This is a genomic window from Citricoccus parietis (genome assembly GCF_042433045.1).
Classification (GTDB): Bacteria; Actinomycetota; Actinomycetes; order Actinomycetales; family Micrococcaceae; genus Citricoccus; species Citricoccus parietis.
In genome coordinates, this window is sequence record NZ_JBHLWH010000042.1 from 41,772 (window position 1) to 59,363 (window position 17,592).

General features: G+C 67.9%; 18 protein-coding genes and 1 tRNA gene. 11 read left to right on the top strand and 8 right to left on the bottom strand.

All coding sequences use genetic code 11. The features are described 5' to 3' along the window. Positions 1 to 9: 9 nt before the first annotated feature. Positions 10 to 1,764, bottom strand: coding sequence for a sodium:solute symporter family protein (locus ACFFIO_RS14315; protein ID WP_378042820.1), 1,755 nt, complete (start codon positions 1,762 to 1,764; stop codon positions 10 to 12). A 463-nt stretch (positions 1,765 to 2,227) separates the two neighbouring features. Here ACFFIO_RS14315 and ACFFIO_RS14320 point away from each other — a divergent pair. Then, positions 2,228 to 2,300 (top strand) — tRNA-Ala (locus tag ACFFIO_RS14320). Positions 2,301 to 2,520: 220 nt separating this feature from the next. Further along, positions 2,521 to 2,979: a DUF1801 domain-containing protein gene (locus ACFFIO_RS14325; protein WP_378042821.1), complete on the top strand. Its 459-nt coding sequence runs from the start codon at positions 2,521 to 2,523 to the stop codon at positions 2,977 to 2,979. A gap of 6 nt (positions 2,980 to 2,985) precedes the next feature. Here the strand turns inward: ACFFIO_RS14325 and ACFFIO_RS14330 are convergent, their stop codons facing one another. Next, entirely contained in the window at positions 2,986 to 4,044 is a 1,059-nt protein-coding gene (locus ACFFIO_RS14330; RefSeq protein ID WP_378042823.1) for an isopenicillin N synthase family dioxygenase, read from the bottom strand. Positions 4,045 to 4,118: 74 nt separating this feature from the next. Beyond that, positions 4,119 to 5,096 (bottom strand): HAD family hydrolase, encoded by a 978-nt coding sequence (locus ACFFIO_RS14335; protein ID WP_378042825.1) that lies wholly within the window; start codon positions 5,094 to 5,096, stop codon positions 4,119 to 4,121. A 92-nt stretch (positions 5,097 to 5,188) separates the two neighbouring features. Here ACFFIO_RS14335 and ACFFIO_RS14340 point away from each other — a divergent pair, with 92 nt between their 5' ends. From ACFFIO_RS14340 to ACFFIO_RS14350, 3 genes are all read left to right on the top strand, one after another. Beyond that, entirely contained in the window at positions 5,189 to 5,848 is a 660-nt protein-coding gene (locus ACFFIO_RS14340) for a LytR C-terminal domain-containing protein (RefSeq protein WP_378042826.1), read from the top strand. Between the two features lie 266 nt (positions 5,849 to 6,114). Continuing rightward, positions 6,115 to 7,056, top strand: a complete 942-nt coding sequence (locus tag ACFFIO_RS14345) for a LysR substrate-binding domain-containing protein (protein ID WP_378042828.1) — start codon at positions 6,115 to 6,117, stop codon at positions 7,054 to 7,056. Next, a complete protein-coding gene (locus ACFFIO_RS14350; protein ID WP_378042829.1) occupies positions 7,053 to 8,156 on the top strand; it encodes an enolase C-terminal domain-like protein in 1,104 nt (367 codons plus the stop codon). The genes ACFFIO_RS14345 and ACFFIO_RS14350 overlap by 4 nt, the downstream gene beginning before the upstream one ends. A gap of 2 nt (positions 8,157 to 8,158) precedes the next feature. Here the strand turns inward: ACFFIO_RS14350 and ACFFIO_RS14355 are convergent, their stop codons facing one another. From ACFFIO_RS14355 to ACFFIO_RS14365, 3 genes are all read right to left on the bottom strand, one after another. Further along, positions 8,159 to 8,797, bottom strand: coding sequence for a uracil-DNA glycosylase family protein (locus tag ACFFIO_RS14355; RefSeq protein WP_378042831.1), 639 nt, complete (start codon positions 8,795 to 8,797; stop codon positions 8,159 to 8,161). 67 nt (positions 8,798 to 8,864) lie between these two features. Next, positions 8,865 to 9,302 carry a DUF3052 domain-containing protein gene (locus tag ACFFIO_RS14360; RefSeq protein WP_378042832.1) on the bottom strand — a complete coding sequence of 146 codons (438 nt, stop codon included), beginning with the start codon at positions 9,300 to 9,302 and terminating at the stop codon, positions 8,865 to 8,867. A gap of 84 nt (positions 9,303 to 9,386) precedes the next feature. After that, entirely contained in the window at positions 9,387 to 10,664 is a 1,278-nt protein-coding gene (locus ACFFIO_RS14365; protein ID WP_378042834.1) for a YihY/virulence factor BrkB family protein, read from the bottom strand. 110 nt (positions 10,665 to 10,774) lie between these two features. On the opposite strand from ACFFIO_RS14365, the gene ACFFIO_RS14370 reads away from it, so the two are divergent. The 4 genes from ACFFIO_RS14370 to ACFFIO_RS14385 all read left to right on the top strand — a co-directional run bounded on the left by ACFFIO_RS14370 (position 10,775) and on the right by ACFFIO_RS14385 (position 13,720). After that, positions 10,775 to 11,449 (top strand): YoaK family protein, encoded by a 675-nt coding sequence (locus ACFFIO_RS14370; RefSeq protein ID WP_378042836.1) that lies wholly within the window; start codon positions 10,775 to 10,777, stop codon positions 11,447 to 11,449. A 35-nt stretch (positions 11,450 to 11,484) separates the two neighbouring features. After that, positions 11,485 to 12,588, top strand: a complete 1,104-nt coding sequence (locus tag ACFFIO_RS14375; RefSeq protein ID WP_378042838.1) for a DNA adenine methylase — start codon at positions 11,485 to 11,487, stop codon at positions 12,586 to 12,588. Continuing rightward, positions 12,572 to 12,988, top strand: coding sequence for an acyl-CoA thioesterase (locus tag ACFFIO_RS14380; protein ID WP_378042839.1), 417 nt, complete (start codon positions 12,572 to 12,574; stop codon positions 12,986 to 12,988). The genes ACFFIO_RS14375 and ACFFIO_RS14380 overlap by 17 nt, the downstream gene beginning before the upstream one ends. Before the next feature lie 111 nt (positions 12,989 to 13,099). After that, the gene (locus ACFFIO_RS14385) at positions 13,100 to 13,720 is read left to right on the top strand and encodes a malonic semialdehyde reductase (protein ID WP_378042841.1); all 621 of its coding nucleotides are present in this window, start codon (positions 13,100 to 13,102) and stop codon (positions 13,718 to 13,720) included. Between the two features lie 78 nt (positions 13,721 to 13,798). On the opposite strand, the gene ACFFIO_RS14390 is transcribed toward ACFFIO_RS14385, so the two are convergent. Both ACFFIO_RS14390 and ACFFIO_RS14395 read right to left on the bottom strand, forming a co-directional pair. Then, positions 13,799 to 13,984, bottom strand: coding sequence for a hypothetical protein (locus ACFFIO_RS14390; RefSeq protein ID WP_159548301.1), 186 nt, complete (start codon positions 13,982 to 13,984; stop codon positions 13,799 to 13,801). 60 nt (positions 13,985 to 14,044) lie between these two features. Further along, positions 14,045 to 15,316, bottom strand: a complete 1,272-nt coding sequence (locus tag ACFFIO_RS14395) for a benzoate/H(+) symporter BenE family transporter (RefSeq protein ID WP_378042842.1) — start codon at positions 15,314 to 15,316, stop codon at positions 14,045 to 14,047. A gap of 224 nt (positions 15,317 to 15,540) precedes the next feature. Between ACFFIO_RS14395 and benA the strand changes: the two genes are divergently transcribed. Together benA and benB are read left to right on the top strand one after the other, a co-directional pair. Further along, complete coding sequence (gene benA, locus ACFFIO_RS14400) at positions 15,541 to 16,962, top strand: benzoate 1,2-dioxygenase large subunit (RefSeq protein ID WP_378042844.1); 1,422 nt, start codon at positions 15,541 to 15,543, stop codon at positions 16,960 to 16,962. A 34-nt stretch (positions 16,963 to 16,996) separates the two neighbouring features. Next, entirely contained in the window at positions 16,997 to 17,533 is a 537-nt protein-coding gene (gene benB / locus ACFFIO_RS14405) for a benzoate 1,2-dioxygenase small subunit (RefSeq protein ID WP_378042846.1), read from the top strand. The last annotated feature ends 59 nt before the right edge of the window (positions 17,534 to 17,592 follow it).

A 17,592-nucleotide genomic window follows, 5' to 3' on the forward strand; every position in this document is an offset into this window, starting at 1 on the left:
CGCGGCTGGTCAGTCGCGCTGGGAATCGGTCGAGGTGGATCCGCCGGAGGTCTCCGACGCCTTGGCGGCAGCGGCTGCCGCCACGATCTGCTCGGCTGTCTGCGGGGTGTCCGGATCGAAGTCGCCGGTGATGTCCTTGATGACGTCGAAGTCGAAGTTCTGCTTCGACCGGACCGACATCAGGTAGCAGACCAGGAAGGACACCGCGTAGGCGACCAGCGAGGCGGAGAGCACCGTGTAGTCGCGCAGGCCGCCGGTGAAGATCCCGGCGAACGTGAAGGGCGCGGCCGCCACGGTGGCGATCCCGCCGACCCAGATCGCCGGCTTCAGGCCGAAGAAACCGAAGGACATGATGCCCAGCACCACGCCGATGCCGACCGTGGCCAACAGCTCGACGCTGAAGCCGAGGGCACCGGTGAACGGGATCCACTCGAAGCGCACCGGCAGGAACGCCACGAGGGCGGCGAGCACCGAGACGGAGAAGGCCGCGTTGGTGACCTTCGGCCAGTAGAACGAGGCGATGACCGGGAACACCAGGCAGCCCCACAGGGCACCGACGAAGACCAGCAGATCGAGGATGTTGAACTGCGCCGTGGCGAAGTACAACCCTGCGCCCGTGGCCACGATCATGCTGATGCGGCCGACCAGCAGCATGGTCTTCGGGTTGGCCTTCTTCTTGCCGACGGACTGGCCGTAGATGTCCGCCATGACGATGGAGGACAGGGCGGCCAGGTCCGAGTCGGCGGTGGAGGACAGGGCGCCGATGATCATGATGAACGCCAGGGCCAGCAGGATCGGGCCGAGGTACGTACCGGCCATCTGCGGGATGAGGTTGTTGACGTCACCGTTCATGGGCTCAACACCCAGGTACAGCGCCATCACGCCGAGCATGCCGATGCCGATCACGGCACCGCCGTAGCCGATGGTGGCGGTCACGAAGGTCGGCTTGATGAGATCCTCCCGCACGGCGAACAGGCGCTGGGCAATGGTCTGGTTGCCGATGGCGTAGGCCAGGACGGCTGCGATGTACGGGGCGCCCTGGTTCATGAAGGCGTCAGAGGAGAAGAAGTTCTCCTGCTGCGGCGTGACGTTGCCGGCAGCCACGCCGGCCTCGAACATGCCCGGTCCACCGGCCACGAAGAAGATCACCGGGATGATGATGACGGCCGCGCCGAGCATGAACATCACCTGGGCGAAGTCGGTCAGCACCGACGCGCGGAAGCCGGACCATAGGGTGTACATCAGCACGCCAGCGGCCACGATGACGATGCCCGCGCCGAAGCTCAGCGGGGACAGCATCGAGATGAGGGCGCCGCCGGCGATGAAGTTGGAGGTCAGCGAGATCAGTGAGCCCAGGACGTTGGATCCGGCCAGCATCAGCTGGGAGGACCGTCCGTGGCGTGCGTACATGACCTCGGCCAGGGTATGGGCCTTCGGGGCAACCTTGCGGATGCGCTTGCCGAAGGGGTAGATGAAGAGGATCATCAGGGCTCCCCAGAGCCCGTAGTGGATGGGGCCGGAGATGCCGTACGTGTAGCCCGCGGTGGCGGAGGCGTACATGGACGAGGCCCAGATCCAGGTGGCGGTCATCGATGCCGCGGAGATGCCGAATCCGATGTTGTTGCCGGCGGTCATGTAGCCGTCGGCATTCTCCTTCTTCCGGCTGATGCCCACGGACATCCACATGGTTCCGCCGTAGAAGAGGACCAGCAGCAACACCACTGCCAAAATTCCTAATTGATTGAACTCCTGAGCGGGTGGCATCCCGGTCCTTTCATCTCGGCGACAATGACAGCGGCCCGCGATGTCGTTCCTCGCGGACCGTGGTAGGTACCCGTCTCCGGCTACCGGCGGCCCCCTCGGGCCGCTTGCGATGGCCCCGTTCGGGCCTCGCGGCGACCTTTCAGGCCGCCTCCGGCGGGAGCCATGTCAGCGGGTCTGCATGTCGTGTCCATGCACCCTGCTGGGCTCTCTCGTACCGGTGTTGGAAATGATGCCAACCGCTGAAGTCTCTCATGTTTGCAACCGCAATACCAGTTCGGATGGCTGATCTTGAAGTAAAGCGCCTTGTCAGAAAGGTGTTTCCAGCGTCTTCACAGGCGGTCACGGGCTGGCTCTGGGTTGGTCCCAGGAGGGCGTGGGCGCGCGGTGTCTCTAGCGAATTCGAAGGGTGGCCAGTGACGGAGTATGATGGCTGAGCGCCTTCCGGCGATGCGTCGGGATCCGCGGGGCCTTAGCTCAGTTGGTAGAGCGTTTCGTTCGCAATGAAGAGGTCAGGGGTTCGATTCCCCTAGGCTCCACAGAAGTGATGAGTCGAGACGGGGGTTACACCTGAGTCGAGTCATCAGTGAAAGAAGAACGGGAGTCCGGCCATCGGCCGGGCTCCCGTTTCTCATGACATGAGCGTCTCGAACGCACGTCTGGGCGAACGGCGAACCAGTCAGGAATCGAGAAGCGCCCCGGGCGGCACCGCCGTTAGTGTGATCGGCACCAACCAGGTGAGACCGAGGAGAAGCGACGATGACGACCAAGGGTGACACTTCAGGAGGATTCTCCGTGCAGGAGCGGGCCGCGATGAAGGAGCGCGCTGCAGAGCTGAAGACGGACGCCAAACGGGCCAAAGGAGCGAAGAAGGCGGCTGCGGACGAGGCGGACCTTCTCGCCAAGATCGCGCAGATGCCCGAGGGTGACCGCGGGATGGCCGAACGGCTGCACTCGATCGTCGCCGCCGTTGCCCCCGATTTGGCGCCCAAGCTCTACTACGGTCAGCCCGGGTACAACCGGGATGGGAAGGTCGTGGTCTTCTTCCGCAGTGGGCAGATGGACAAAGAGCGCTACTCGACCTTCGGTGTCAGTTCGAAGGCGGCCCTCGACGAGGCTGATGGCTTCTGGCCGACCTCCTACGCCCTCATCGATCCGACCGAGGAGGCCTGGGAGCGGCTCGCCGATGTCGTCCGGCGCGCGGCGGCACCGGAATAGCAGGCCCTATTTCGCCGCCAGCTCCGGGTGGAACTTCGCGGTGACCTTCGGATGCGCGCGGACGAAGCCCTTGAGCATGTTGGAGCCGAACGAGGCCAGCATGGGGTTGTCCGGATCGTCGGAGACGCCGCGGGCCTCGGCGGCCAGTTCGGCCGGCAGTTCTACGGGGTCGATCACGGCGTCCAGGCGCGGGGAGTAGAAGAACGGCACGGAATAGCGGTCCACGCCCTCGTCCGGGGCGACGGCCCGGTGGATGGTGGCCATGAGGTAGCCGTTGGTGGCCACCTCGAGCATCTCGCCGAGGTTGACGACCAGGGCGCCGTGGATCGGCTCGACGGGCAGCCACTCGTCCTGCCCGTAGGGGCGCACCTCAAGGCCCCCCACCAGGTCCTGCAGCAACAGGGTGATGAAGCCGTAGTCGGCATGCAGGCCGACGCCCTGAGTACCGGCCTCCTTCACGCCGCCGACGTAGTGGGCCAGTTTGCCCATCCACGCGCGGTCACCGCTGAACGGCTCAGAGAAATGGTTCTCGTCCAAGCCGAGGGAGACGCACAGCGCCTTCAGCAGGTCCTCGCCGACGCGATCCATGAGACCGGTCCAGTCCATGGCCGCCCGCTCGAGTTCGGGCATGTCCGCCGGCCACTGGTTGGGGCCCTGCAGGTGCCAGTACTCCTCGCCGGGCTTGATCTGCTCGGCCGGGACCGGGGCGCGGTCCGGGGAGAAGTCGATCTGCTCGCGCGAATCCGGGCGTCCCTGGGTGCGCTCGGAGCCCACCGAGGAGTAGCCGCGGTAGTGCGGGGAATTCTGGTTGTGCAGGGCCAGCTTCTGCTCGTCCGGCCGGGCGAAGAACTCGGCGGTGACGCGGAACAGGTCGTCCACCTGGCCGGCGGCGGCGCCGTAGTTGACGATCTGGAAGAAGCCCACGTGGTGGGCGGCATGGCGCAACCGGTCCAGGAAGTCCGGGGCGAACGAGCCGCTCGGCGCCCGCATGGTGGACAGGTCCAGGACCGGGATGTCCAACGGTGCACCGGTGGTGGTGGAGTCGTCAGAGAGCGCAGAAGTCATGGAACCAGTCAACGACGCCGGCCGGCGCCCACGCTTCTACGTTGCCTTGCGCTACCCCGGGTGACGGCATTTCGTCACATGGTGGCGTTCGGCGCGCCAGTGGTCTTTAATGCCCACTCCAGGAAGGCCTGCCCGGCTTCCTCATGCCGGCCCTCGGCCGTCCCGAAGCCCTCGGCGGCCAGGTCCTCACTGGTCATCACCGGGTACGGGGTCTCCGGGATGCCGTCCTCATGCCGGACATCCACGTGCACCACCGGCGCCCCGCGTGCCTGCAGCCAGTCAGCCATGGCGTAGTCCGTGCGGGAGTCCCCGCAGGTGAACCAGCGCATCGGCAGTTCCCCGTCGGCAGCGATCAGAGCCCAGGAGCGCTCCGCACCCCGGTCCTTGCCACTGGAGGCATGCTCGACGTCCGAGGAGATGATGGTCGAGTCCAGCTGGAACGCGTCGGCGGTTCGATCCTCGGCGAGGAGGTCGGCCACGCGAGCCTCGAAGTCGCGCTGACCTGCCCGGTAGCGCTCCGGGGACTCGCCCACGTTCATCTCGGCCGAGAACATCGCCAGCTTGGTGTCGTCGTAGAACATGGTGTCCGTGTAGTCGCCCACCAGCCGGACCAAGCGGGACTCCAGGTCCGCTGGGAGCCTCATGCCGGCGTCGACCTCCATCCATGCGGGCACCCCGTGGCCGCGTGTGGCCCGGGGCAGGCCGGCGTCGGGACCCCCACCGGTGGCACCCCGACCGCTCTCGCCGCTCAGCGGGCTTGCGGAGGCCGGAGCGGCGAGGTCGGCCAGAGAGGCGAAGGAGAAGTGGACCGCGCCCTTCTCGCACACCGCATGGAACCGGGCGTCGCCGGGCAGTCCGGCGGCCAGGAGCGGGGTGGCCGCGTGCTGCAGCACGAAGTCGGCGGACCGGCCGGTGTTGAACACCACGGGGATGCCTTGGCCCGCCAGGGACACCAGTGCCGTGACGATGCCGTCCGGCACCCGGCGGGTCTCGGGAGAGGCGATGGGACCGTCGACGTCCAGGAGCAGTCCAATCGGGGGCACAGTGCGCATGCCACCAGAGTAGGGGGTGGGCCGGATGCCAGACCGTGGTCCGTCGCCTAATGTGGTGCGGACTACAGTCCACGCGCACCGAAGGGGGCCCCGTGTCCCACCCTCAGTTGCCTCCGGACGTGGACCCGCGCCAGGAGCCGGATGGGCGGCGGATCTTCACGGAGCACGATCTCGGCCGGTATTTCGGGGTGGTGGACCCGAAGGTCCTGCAGCGGGACCGCCGCCGGCGTCACCGGCGGCACGGGATCGTCCTGCTGATCGTCGCTCTCCTGGTCTCCGGGGTGACCGTCACGGCGTACCAGGTGCTGCAGGGGACCTGGAGCATCCCGGGATGGGAGGCGGCCCCGCCGGAGGAGCCCCTCCTGTGCCCGGCGGGGGAGTTCGACTACTCGACCGAGTCCACGGTGACGGTCTACAACGGCACCACCATCGGCGGGCTGGCCGGGGACGTGGCCAACGCGCTCGAAGAGCGTGAGTTCGTGATCGGCGGGGTCGGCAACAAGGGGTTCACCACCTCCAACATGGTGGCCGTCATCATCTCCGGCCCGGACGCGCGGGACACGTCCCTGGCGGTGCAGCGGAACATCGAGGGCTCGGTCTACCTTCCGGACGCCCGCGAGGAGGCCACAGTAGACGTCATCATGGGCACCCAGTACGAGGGCCTCGTACCGGCGGACGGGGTCAACACCGCATCCGGTCCGCTGGACTGCCAGCGGCTCGAGACCGAGGCCCCGACGGCGGCGCTCGGCTGAGCGCTCGGCTCACCGGCCCGGTGCGTCTGACCGTGGTGGGGTAGGTCCCCGTAGTCCGATCCGTCGCACTGCACTCGGCTCAATAAACAAGGCAGAAGTACACATTCGACCGGTATTGATATGTTCAGGGTTCTAATATGGCCCGAACTGGTCTTTCACTTGTGAGTCATGCCATCCCTACGCTGGATCGACCACGCCGCGCTCACCGAGCGTGGCGCAGAGCGGGCCGGCCCGGCCCAGGATGGCATCGGAGAGGGGGTGGCGTAGTGGACCTGCGCCAGATGCGCTATTTCGTGGCCGTTGCCGAGGAACGGCATTTCGGGCGGGCGGCCGAGCGGCTGCACATGGCCCAACCGCCGCTCTCGCAGCAGATCAAGCAGCTGGAGACCACGCTGGGCACCCAGCTCTTCGAGCGCACCACCCGCCGGGTGGACCTCACCGATGCCGGGCAGCTCATGCTGGAGCGGGCCCGGCAGATCCTGGCCGATGTCGAGGCCCTGGCCAAGGACGTCCGCGAGGTCGGTGCCGGCGCTGCGGGCGTGCTGCGCGTCGGATTCGTCGGCTCGGCCACCTACCGGGTCATGCCTGCGGTAGTGCAGCTGGCCCGGCGCGAGCTGCCCGGGGTCCGGCTGCATGTGATGGGGGAGATGCTCACCCCGCAGATCGAGCAGGGGTTGCTGGAGAACCGGCTCGATGTCGCCGTCCTGCGCCCGCCGGTGCAGTCCTCGGAACTGTTGCTCGACGCCCTCGAGGGGGACAGTCTCGTGGTCGCCCTCCCGGCCCACCACCGGCTGGCCACCGCCGGCGGCCCCGTGCCGCTGGCCGAACTCGCCGGGGAGGACTTCGTGAGCTACCCGCAGGGGTCAGCCGTCGCCACCATCACGTCCGAGGCCTGCCGACAGGCGGGCTTTCGCCCGCGCGTCGTGCAGGAGGCCACGGAGACCTCGACCCTGCTGGCCTTCGTGGGTGCGGGCATGGGCCTGGCCCTGGTGCCCGACGGCGCCCGGCGGGCCGCGGCGTCCCCCATCGCCTACCGCGAACTCGAGAGTGCGCCCGAGGTCGGACTCGCCATCGCCTGGAAGCACGGCAGCCGCTCCGGACTCATCCCGCCCTTTCGGGCCCTCGCCCACCGTGCCGTGGGCGAGGTGCGCCACGGCCAGCCCAGCCTCGTCCATCCTCCGTCCCCTGACCAGCAGGAGCGTCCATGAAGATCACCGGCATCGAAGCCATCCCCTACGCCATCCCGTACAGCCACCCGTTGAAGTTCGCCTCCGGTGCCGTGGAGACCGCGGACCACGTGCTGGTGCGGATCCACACCGATGAGGGAATCACCGGGCTGGCCGATGCCCCGCCGCGGCCCTACACCTACGGTGAGACGCAGGTGTCCATCAAGAACATCGTCGAGGAGGTCTTCGCCCCGCAGGTCATCGGGCTGGATCCCTTCGACCGGGAGAAGGTCCACGCCGTGATGCGCCGGACCATCAACAACCAGGTCGCCAAGGGCACCGTGGACATCGCCCTGTGGGACCTGGCCGGCAGGACGCTGGGACGGCCGGTGCACCAACTGCTGGGCGGGTGGACCGATTCGATGCGGGTCTCCCACATGCTCGGCTTCAAGCCGGCCCAGGAGCTGCTGGACGAGGCGCTGCGCTTCGGCGAGGAGTACGGCATCACCACCTTCAAGCTGAAGATCGGCCGCCGCCCGCTGTCCCTGGACATCGAGGCCTGCCACGTGCTCCGCGAGGGCCTGGGGCCGGACGTGGAGCTCTACCTGGACGCCAACCGCGGCTGGACCGCCAACGAGGCCATGCAGGTGCTGCAGCAGACCGAAGGGCTCGGCCTGACCCTGCTGGAGGAGCCCTGCGACGCCAAGGAGGCCATGAGCCGCCGCCGCCTGGTCGAGAAGTCGCCGATCCCCGTGGTGGGGGACGAGTCCGTGCCCACAGCTGGAGATGCCTCCCGCGAGCTTCTCTCGGGCGGCTGCAACGCGATCTGCATCAAGACCGCCCGCTCCGGCTTCACCGAGGCCACCGAGATCCTGGGGCTGTGCACCGGCCTCGGCGTGGACGTGACCATGGGCAACCAGATCGACACCCAGGTCGGCTCACTCGCCACCGTGACCTTCGGCGCGGCTCACGAGGCCACCAGCCGCCGGGCGGGCGAGCTGTCCAACTTCCTGGACATGTCCGACGACCTGCTGGCCGAGCCGATCGCCATCGCGGACGGACGTATCTCCGTGCGGGACGTGCCGGGAGTCGGTGCGGAGATCGACGGCGAGAAGCTGTCGAGGTACCGCACCGACCGCTGAGGTCAGTTGCCGCTGACGAGCGGCCGGATGCCGCACAGGCGCATGGCCTGACCGTAGGTCTCGACCATCTGGTCCTCGAGTTCCTCCGGCGTGAACTTCCGGTTGGCGCTCTGGGCGTGCAGCGCGGGCGCGTTGAAGACCTTGATGGCCTTCGCCGAGAGCACCGAGCCGCCGATGGTGGAGGAGAACGCCTTGATGAGCTTCTGGGACTCGCCACCGTGGGCGATGATGGCCACCACGCGGGGAACGCGCTTGAGGAAGCGGTTGAAGGGCTTCACGCCTGCGGCGATCCGCTCTTTCGTGAGGTTCAGGGCGTAGTCCTCCTGGGTCCAGGGGTGGACCAGCCAGGGGATGGTGTACTTCGGGTCCAGGCCCGCCGAGGAGAAGACGCGGAGCAGGCGCTCGGAGGCGTCGTCGTCATTCTCATGGGACAGGAAGCCGGACGCGGTGCCGGGTCCCGGGGCGGAGGTGAGGACCAGGATGCGGGCCTCGTCCACGTCAAGGGCGGGGTCCACGTAGGGGATGGGACCCTTGTCCGTGTCCTCCAGGGAATCGCAGAGCTGGGTGATCGGTTCGATGTTCTCGCCGTGGAGGCGGTCTTGGCTTTCGGAGACGTAGGCGGGATCGGACATTCGGCGCATGGGTGCTGTCCCTCAGTGTTGATGTGTGGTGCTCCGGTCAGTTCAGACCGGTCTGCTGTCCCCCAGTCTACGAGGCGGTTCTCACCCGCACGGAGGACCACTCCCCGGACAGCGGGATGTTGGCGTTCAGCGTGTGCCCACGGGCCTCGATGTCCTTCCAGATGGTGTCCCGGTTGATGTCCGAGCGGCCACCCTTCGGATAGCCGATCCACAGCACCCGGGCGCCGAGCGCGGGCTCCAGCCAATCGTCCAGCACCCCGTCCAGGGACCTCTGGTCCTGGGCGAAGAGCACGACGGCGGTGGCCTCCGTGATCTCGTCCGTCAGCCTCACGCCCTCGGGCAGGGGATCCAGGAGCGCGTGCAGGCCCTGGTGCCCGCCGGCCAGGTGCAGGGTGTCGGTGGGCTTGATGAAGAGCTTCTGCGCGGTGGTCTTCTGAGGTGCGGCGGGGGTGGGAGGCGCGGTATAGGCGGCGGGGGTGGCGGGCTGTTCCGGGGTCGTGGCCATGACACCATTCTGCCCGGCCGCCCCGCTCGGCGGGCAATGCCAACCGGCGGGGATTGCCCGCAGAGTGACGGGGCGGCGAGGAGATCAGTCCTGGCGGGTGGGCTCCACCCGGCCTTCGCTGCCTTCGGCACCGTAGGTCAGGCGCAGCACGCGCCCGTCGGCCTCGAGCTGGTCTCGGGCCTTCTTCATCTTCTCCACCTTGACGGTGTCCCGCGGCGGGAGCTGGATCATCTCCTCGGCCCGGATGCCGGCCTGCAGCTGCCGTGCGCGTTCCACCTCCGCATCCACCTCCGCGCCGAGCAGCAGCACGATGTTGAAGATCCAGAGCACGAAGAGCAGGGCCATCACGGTGCCGATGGCTCCGTAGGAGCTGTAGCCGGCGAACTGCGTCAGGTAGATGGACAGGGCCACACCGGCGATGGCGATGCCGACGAGCGCCACGATCGAGCCGATGCCGATCCAGGTGAACTTGGGCTGCTTCACGTTGGGCGCGAAGTAGTACAGCAGGGCGATCATGGTGATCACGAGCGCCAGGATGACCGGCCACTTGACCCAGGCCCAGATCGGCAGGAACGTCTCGGTCAGGAACGTCAGGGTGTCATTGAGGCCGAGTGGTTCTGCGATGGGGCCCAGCACCCCGGTCACCAGGGTCTGGCTCAAGGCCAGCGAGACCAGGATGAGCACCACCCCGAGCAGCAGGCTGAGGGTGGTCAGCAGCATGGTGCCGAGCTGCTTGACCAGGCCCCTGCCCTCCTCCACGCCGTAGACGGTGTTCAGGCAGCGGGAGAAGGCCTTGACGTAGGCGGAGGCGGACCACAGGGCGGTCGCGATACCGATCACCAACGCGATTACGCCGCCGGTGGCGGAGTTCATCATCGTCTCGACCAGGTTGACCACGAGCGCCTGGTAGTCGGAGGGCACGTACTGCTGGACGAGGTCGTCCACGAGCGAGGTCACCGTTCCGGCGTTGTTGGCCAGCACCAGGGTGATGATCGAGAAGATCGCCAGCAATGCCGGGGCCAGGGAGAGGACCATGTAGTAGGTGAGCATGGCGGCCAAGTCGGTGCCGCCATCGGTCCCGAATTCCTTCAGCGCCCGCTTGAGGGCGTACTTCCAGCTGGCTCCCTTGAGCTTGGGCGGATCATCGGGCTTGGTGCCGTGGTCCGGCTCCGGAGAGTCGGCCGCGTCGAGCGTTGCGTCTATCGGATCCTTGATGGGCACGGGATGTCCTCTCCTCTGCGTCTGCGCGGGTGCGCTGAACCTCGACTCGAGGCCCATGGTGCCACCGATCAGTGAGCCGGCTGCACCGTTCTGGTTCTCCTGCCTGCCATCCTGTCCTGTCTGCGGCGGATCTGAAAGCATCGGCGGAGGATTAAACGGGCCGCGCATGCTCTGGGACCCTGCCGGTACAGTCGAGTTGTTGTGTCGATCGGGCGTCTAGGGCCCTATGGATCCCAGTGCAGGAGGGTGTGGTGGCCGGATCGCTGACCCTGAGGCAGGGGATGCTGGCCGCGCTCCTGACCGCCACCGCGGGTTTCGTGGACGGCCTGGCCTTCATCCACCTCGGCGGATACTTCGTCTCCTTCATGTCCGGGAACTCCACCCGGGCCGGGGCAGACCTGGCCACGGGCGACCTGCTGGGCTGGGCCAAGGCGATGGGCCTGGTCGGCTTCTTCGTGGCCGGCGTGGTGGCCTCCTCCCTGGCCGTGCACCTCCGGACCAGCCGGGCCGGCGTCCGCGAGTCGGCCGGGCCCCGCTCGACCGCCGTCTGGGTCTCCCTCCTGCTGATCCTGGCGGCCGCCGTCTTCGCCTCGGTCCCGGCGCTCCAGGCGGCCGTCCCGCCCGCGATCGCTGCCGGGATGGGGGCCGTGAACGGCACGTTCACACGCGGCGGTGAGGTGACGGTCGGGTTGACGTACATGACGGGCACCCTCGTGAAGACCGGCCAGCACCTGGCCCACGCGCTGACCGGCGGGAACCGGACCGTCTGGCTGCGGTACCTGGCGCTGTGGGCGGCGATCGCCATCGGCTCCATCGCCGGGGCCATGACCTACCGGTGGCTTGGGCTCGGATCCCTGTGGGCCGCCGTCGTGCTGTTGCTGGTGCCCGCCGTACTCCTGGGCGCCCGCCTGCGCCGGCCGGCCTGAGCCCTCTGGGGCACAACGTCGGTTAGGTTCGATGCATGATCAAGTACCTGGGCTCCAAGCGGTTGTTGGTGCCCGTGCTGGGTGCCATGGCGTCAGCGGCCGGTGCCCGCACCGCCGTCGATCTCTTCTCCGGCACCACCCGGGTGGCCCAGGAATTCAAGCGCCGGGGCATCCGCACCACGGCCTCGGACCGGGCCACCTACACCGGCGTGCTGGCCGGCTGCTACATCGCCACCGACGCGCGGGACATCGACCGCGCCGGGCTCGCCGCCATCCTGGCGGACCTGCAGGGAACGACGCCGGCCCGCGGCTATGTGACGGCGACGTTCTGCGAGCAGGCACGCTACTTCCAACCCCAGAACGGCATGCGGATCGATGCGATCCGACAGCGGATCGAGGACGAGTACGCCGGTACGCCATGGTATCCGATCCTGCTGACGTCCCTGCTGGAGGCCGCCGACCGGGTGGACTCCACCACGGGCATCCAGATGGCGTACCTGAAGTCCTGGGCGCGGCGAAGCGGGCGGGACCTGGAACTGCGGGTGCCCACGTTGCTGGACGGGCCGGGGGCCGTGGTGGTCGGGGATGTCATGGAGACCGTGGACACCCTGCCGGAGGCCGACCTCTACTACGTGGATCCGCCGTACAACCAGCACCGTTACTACGCCAACTATCACGTGTGGGAGACCCTGGTGCGTTGGGATGAGCCGGAGCACTACGGGGTGGCCTGCAAGCGGGTGGACGTCCGCGACGAGGACACCCGCAGCGTCTTCAACTCCAAGAGGACCATGCCGGCGGCGCTCGCGGACGTGCTCACCCGGATCCGGTCCGAGCTGGTCATCGTGTCCTACAACGACGAATCCTGGATCACTGCGGACGCCATGGAGCAGTCCCTGCGGGAAGCCGGCCATGAGGCGGTGGCCGTGCTGGGCTTCGACTCGAAGCGATACGTCGGGGCGAGCATCGGCATCCATTCGCCGACGGGGGAGAAGGTGGGGAAGGTGTCCCACCTGCGCAACACGGAGCTGATCTTCATGGCCGGGCCGGCCGAGAAGGTCGAGGCGGCGCAGGAGGTGGCGGGCAGGAGTTCCACCACAAGAAGTCTGAGAGACAGGAGTGACCGTGTCCGCGCCATATGAGATCGAGATGGACCTGCGCTGGTCCGACCAGGACGCGCAGGGCCACGTCAACAATGCCAAGATCGTGACCCTGGCCGAGGAGGCGCGGATCCGGTTCCACGCGTTTCTGGCGTCCCAGCGCCAGGGCAGTGGCGAGGGAGGCAGCATCGTGGTGGCCCGCCAGGAGATCGACTACCACGCCGAGACCCGGTACGCTCCCGCCATCACCCTGCAGGTGTCCGTGGTGAGGATCGGCACCAAGTCCTACACGCTGCGTCAACAGGGAATTCAGGACGGCCGCCCGGTCTTCACGGTGGACTCCATCCTGGTCTGGTTGGACGGTGCGGGCTCCTCGCGGGCGCTGACGGAGGGCGAGCGCGCGGAGTTGGAGGCCTGGTCGCTGCCGGAGGCTGAGTCGTAGGCCACAGCGCCCGCTTCCGGGGAATACCGCCCGCGAGCCCCACGGTTATGCACTCCTGGTGCCCCTTCCGACGAAGGTGCGGCGCCGCCGTCGACCCGAAGGAGAGAGACCGTGACCGAGACCGTGCTGAACCCCGAGGCCGCCCCGATGGAGCCCGTGGACCCGAAGGCGCTGGACCAGCTGTTCCATGACGCCCGCACGGCCAACACCTTCTCGGACGAGCCGGTCTCCGCGGAGACCCTGCGGGCCATCTACGAGCTCACCAAGATGGGCCCGACCATGATGAACCTGCAGTCACTGCGCATCACCTGGGTCCAGTCGGCGGAGCAGCGGGCCCGGCTCGTGGCCCACGGCGGCGGCAACGCGCCCAAGACCGAGGCCGCGCCGGCCGTGGCCGTGCTGTCCTGGGATGCTGACTGGCACGAGAACTTCCCGGTGTTCTTCCCGCACGCACCCGAGCGCAGGGAAATGTTCACGGACGCGGACGCCCGCGCGCTGATCGCCCGCCAAAACGCCTGGCTGGCGGCCGGCTACTTCATGCTCGCCGTCCGGGCGCAGGGGCTGGCCGCCGGACCGATGACCGGCTGGGACTTCCCCGGCGTGGACGCCGACTTCAACGCCGGGACCACCTGGAACGCCTTCATGGTGGTCAATGTCGGCAAGCCCGGCGCCGACGCCTGGTTCCCGCGCCTGCCCCGCCTGGACGAGGAGCTCGCGGTCCAGACCGTCTGACCCCTTCAACTGCAGGTCGAAAGTGGCCCGAATACTCATGGGTAACCCCGAGAATCGGGCCGCTTTCGACCTCCAGGTTCAGTAGTTCGAGGGCGGATCCGAGGCGGGGAAGGATTCGTCCTCCCACTCGTCGGCCCGCTCGTCGTCATGCCGGTGTGCGGCGGCCGCCGCCGCGGCCACTGGATCTTCGGCATCCTCGGCGGCCACGGCCTCCGATTCCTCCAGGCGGTCTTCCTCGGGCACTTCCGGGTTCTCGTGGTCCATGACGACTCCTTCGGGGGCGGGCTCCCAGTCTGGCCACCTCCCGGCGGGCGCGGCAAGTGCTCAGGCTCCCCGCCGGCGGGCCGTGACGGACAGGACCAGGTAGACCAGCGCGCCGGCGAGGAAACCCCAGAACGGCGCGGCGATGCCTGCCACGGTCAGCCCGGAGGCCGTCACGGCCAAGGTCACGACGCCGGCCTCGAGACCCGCGGCGCCGCGTCGCCCGCCGTTGGTGGGCACCCTGACCGCGCCGACCGCTGCTGCATCCGCCGTGACCACGTCCGTCAGGGCCCCCTGCAGCGCTCCGATCAGGGCGACCCCCGCGGCGGCCGTGACCAGCTGTTCGGGGACCGCGCCCAGCAGCTCCACGATGTTCTGGCCGGCGAAGCCGAAGGCCACGAAGAAGACGCCGCAGGAGATCCCGGCCACATAGCGGCGGGCCGGGTCCTCGTGGGCCTCCCGGCCGCAGCAGATCCCGGCGGTGATGGCCGCCAGGTTGATGGAGTGGGCCCCGAAGGGCGCGAAGAGCACCGAGCCGGCCCCCGCGGCGCCGAGGAGCAGCCGGTCGTTCGCGGCATAGCCGTTCGAGTGCATCATGGCGAGGCCGGGGCCGTTCTGCCCGGCCATCGTCACGATCAACAGCGGCAGTGAGATCCCGATGATCGCCTGCAGGTCGAACGTCGGGGTGGTCCACAGCGGCACGGTGAGGCCGGCACTCAGGTGCGGGGCCGTCGTCGTGCCCGTGGCGAAGGCCAGCGTGACCCCCGCCGCCAGCGCCACCAGCACCGCGTACCGGGGCAGGAACCGGCGGCCGAGGACGTAGGCCAGCACGAGGCCGCCGGCCACGATCGGTGCCTCGGCGGACGCGCCCGCGGCATCGAGAACGAACGGCAGCAGCACGCCGGCCAGGACCCCGGCCATGATCGGCCGGGGCAGCGCCCGCATCAGCCGGCCGAACCATCCCGTGACCCCGAGGACGACGGTCAGCACGCCCGTCACGATGAAGGCGCCGATCGCGTCGGAGTACGCGTAGTCGCCGAGGGTGGTGATGAGCAGTGCGGCCCCCGGAACGGACCAGGCCACCACCACGGGCTGACGCGTCACCAGGCTCATGCTCACGCAGATGATGCCGCTGCCCACGGAGATGGCCCAGACCCAGGAAGCCGTCTGGCCAGGGTCGAGTCCGGCCCGTTGGGCGGCACCCAGGACCACGAGCAGCGGCCCGGCATAGGAGATGGCGACCGCCACCAGTCCCGCGACCACGGCGGATACGGACACGTGCCGCCACGCCGGGCGGCCGGCGGTGGTGAGAGGGGGTTCGGTGAGCTGGGTCACGGAGGTCACCGTACGGCCCCGATGTCAGCTCGCGCCAATAGGCAGATCGCGCTCATTGAGACGAGAACCAGGAGTAATCCACCCCCTGGGTCAGCCCTAGGGGAATGCCTGATGTGACTGGAGTCACCGATCTTCAGACTGGCTGGATACGCATCTGGGGAAGCCTCCCGGCCGCCACATTCCACGGGCCGGTGCCGTCCCTCCCCGTCCAGAAGGAGAACGACATGACCGAGAACCTGACTCACGTCCGGGACGTCCTCACGGACGCCGTGGTGGATGATCGCGAGAAGGGCATCATCCGGGCCAAGCGGGAGATCTTCACCGACGAGGAGGTCTTCGAGCTCGAGATGAAGCACCTCTTCGAGGGCAACTGGGTGTATTTGGCGCACGAGTCCCAGATCCCGAACATCGGCGACTACTTCACCACCTACATCGGCCGCACCCCCGTGATGATCACCCGGGACAAGGACGAGAACCTCAACTGCATCGTCAACGCCTGCTCGCACCGCGGGGCCATGCTGTGCCGGCGCAAGACGGACAACCGCACCACCTTCACGTGCCCGTTCCACGGCTGGACGTTCAAGAACTCCGGTGAACTGCTCAAGGTCAAGGACGGCCGCAACGGCGGCTACCCGGAGGGCTTCAACACCAACGGCTCCCACGACCTCACCAAGGTGGCCCGCTTCGAGTCCTACCGCGGCTTCCTCTTCGGCTCCCTCAAGGCAGACGTCCTCCCGCTTCAGGAGCACCTGGGGGATGCGACCACGGTGATCGACTCGATCGTGGACCAGTCCCCCGAAGGGCTCGAGGTGCTGCGCGGCGCCTCCACCTACACCTATGACGGGAACTGGAAGGTCCAGGCCGAGAACGGCGCGGACGGGTACCACGTGACCTCCGTGCACTGGAACTACGCGGCCACCACCGCCCGCCGCACGGCCGGCGACTCCGCGAACAAGACCAAGGCCATGGATGCCGGCAAGTGGGGCAAGGTCAAGGGCGGGTTCTACTCCTACCCGCACGGCCACCTGCTGCTCTGGCAGGAGTGGACCAACCCGCAGGACCGCCCGCTGTGGGACCGCCGCGAGGAGCTGGTCCAGAAGTACGGGGAGGAGATGGCGAACTTCATGATCAACATCTCGCGCAACCTGTGCCTCTACCCGAACGTGTACATCATGGACCAGTTCTCCTCGCAGATCCGCCACTTCCGGCCGATCTCCGCGGACCAGACCGAGGTGACCATCTACTGCATCGCCCCGAAGGGCGAGTCGGCGGAGAACCGCGCCAAGCGCATCCGCCAGTACGAGGACTTCTTCAACGCCACCGGCATGGCCACCCCGGACGACCTGGAGGAGTTCCGCTCCTGCAACAAGACCTACTGGGCCACGAGCGCCAAGTGGAATGACATGACCCGAGGTTCCACCCACCAGATCGACGGCCCGGACGAGCAGGCCGCGGCGCTGGGCATGACCGAGGTCATCGCCTCCGGGGCCCGCACCGAGGACGAGGGCCTCTACCCCATCCAGCACCAGTACTGGCACGGGGTCATGGAGCAGGCGGTCGCCGCAGAGGAGTCCGCCGCCGAGAAAGCCGCCACTGGCGTCCAGACAGCTGACGCCGAGACCGCCGCTGAACCGGCCTTGGCCTAACCAAGACCACCACGAACTGCGAGGAGCTGCTTTCATGACCACCACTGCCACCGCGGTGTCCACTGTCAAGACCACTGAGGACATCATCACCCTCGAAACCGTCCGCGCCTTCCTCTACAGGGAGGCCCGGCTGCTGGACGACCGGCAGTTCGACGAGTGGCTCGAGTGCTACCACCCGGACTCCGAGTTCTGGATGCCGGCCTGGGACGACAACGACGAGCTGACCGAGGACCCCCAGTCCGAGATCTCCCTGATCTACTACGAGAACCGGGGCGGGATCGAGGACCGGGTCTTCCGCATCAAGACCGACCGCTCCTCCGCCACGTCCATGCCGGACCCGCGCACCGGGCACAACATCACGGACGTGGAGCTGATGGAGCGGGACGGGGACACCGTGAAGGTCCGGTTCAACTGGTTCACGCTGTACTACCGCTACCAGTCCACGGACACGTACTTCGGGACCAGCCACTACACGATCGACCTCTCGGGACCCGAGCCGGTCATCCTCGCCAAGAAGGTCGTCCTGAAGAACGACTACATCCACCACGTGGTGGACATCTACATGATCTGATCGGTCCGGCCGCACACCGGATGTCAGACACCCACCACCAGATTCAACCGGATCCACCC